The organism is Paraglaciecola arctica BSs20135, assembly GCF_000314995.1.
Classification (GTDB): Bacteria; Pseudomonadota; Gammaproteobacteria; order Enterobacterales; family Alteromonadaceae; genus Paraglaciecola; species Paraglaciecola arctica.
Window position 1 is genome coordinate 1 of record NZ_BAEO01000011.1, and the last position, 1,130, is coordinate 1,130.

The following is a 1,130-nucleotide window of genomic DNA, read 5'->3' on the forward strand; positions in this document are numbered from 1 at the left end:
ACCACAGAGATGTATGGACTCCCTCCCCCTAGGGGGATAGCGTAATAAGTAAGCAAACTTTTACCAACAGGAGCCCATACATGGCCGATTTTAATGTGTTAGCGATAGATTTAGCAAAGAATGTTTTTCAAGTATGTAAAACCAATTCTAGAGGGAAGGTTATTTACAACAAATCCTTCACTAGAAAGAAATTGCAGGAACTACTGATTAGAGAGCCGATGTCCTTGGTTGCGATGGAAGCATGTGGCGGCACGCATTACTGGGCCCGTTATGCGATTGAGCACGGTCACAAAGTAAAAAGCATGTCAGCCAGGCGAGTCAAAGCATTTAGACAAGGTCAAAAAACAGATGCTAACGATGCGGCAGCAATTGCTATCGCGGCATTGCAACCTCAAGTCAAATCAACACGCCTGCTGAGTATAGAAAATCAATGTCAACAAGGGCTAGTGCGCATTCGAGAGTTGTTAGTGACGCAGAAAGTGGCGACAGCGAAACAAATTCGAGATTTACTATTAGATTTTGGCTTTCCTATTCCAAAAGGTGACAGTGCATTATTCGGAGCGTTATCTGAAATATTGGAAGATGCTGAAAATAGTTTAGGCATGGATTTTAGAATGGCCATCGAGTCACAAAGAAAACATTTAAACCAACTGCTTGCCCGTTTAGCTGATATCGATGCCCGTCTGGCCACACAAATAAAGGCAGATGAGACATGCCAACGGCTACAGAAACTAGAAGGTATTGGGCCTGTTAACGCCATCGCACTCAAACTCACCTTGAATACTGTCGAACATTTTAGAAATAGCCGAGAAGCGGCTGCTTGTGTGGGGGTAACCCCCATTCAACATAGTAGTGGAGGAAAAGACAAGATTGGCTCCATATCCAAATCATCAGGCTGTAAAGGTTTACGAAGCACCTTATTTGAGGGCTCCATGGCCGTTATCAGGCAATTAGATAAACGAGAAGCCCGTACAACAAAAGAAGTATGGGTCAAAGATATTGTTGCAAGACGAGGCAAAAAAGTCGCCGCCATCGCCTTAGCCAATAAAAATGTGAGAACGGCCTATGCCATGCTCAAAAATGGTACGGATTATCAACCATCGATGTTAGCCGCTTAGTGTTTATAAAAT

Annotated in this window: 1 protein-coding gene; it reads left to right on the forward strand. The window is 43.5% G+C overall.

Going from position 1 to position 1,130, the window contains the following annotated elements; genetic code table 11:
• The first annotated feature begins 80 nt into the window (after positions 1-80).
• Positions 81-1,118, forward strand: coding sequence for an IS110 family RNA-guided transposase (locus GARC_RS04280; protein WP_039988729.1), 1,038 nt, complete (start codon positions 81-83; stop codon positions 1,116-1,118).
• Positions 1,119-1,130 lie beyond the last annotated feature (12 nt).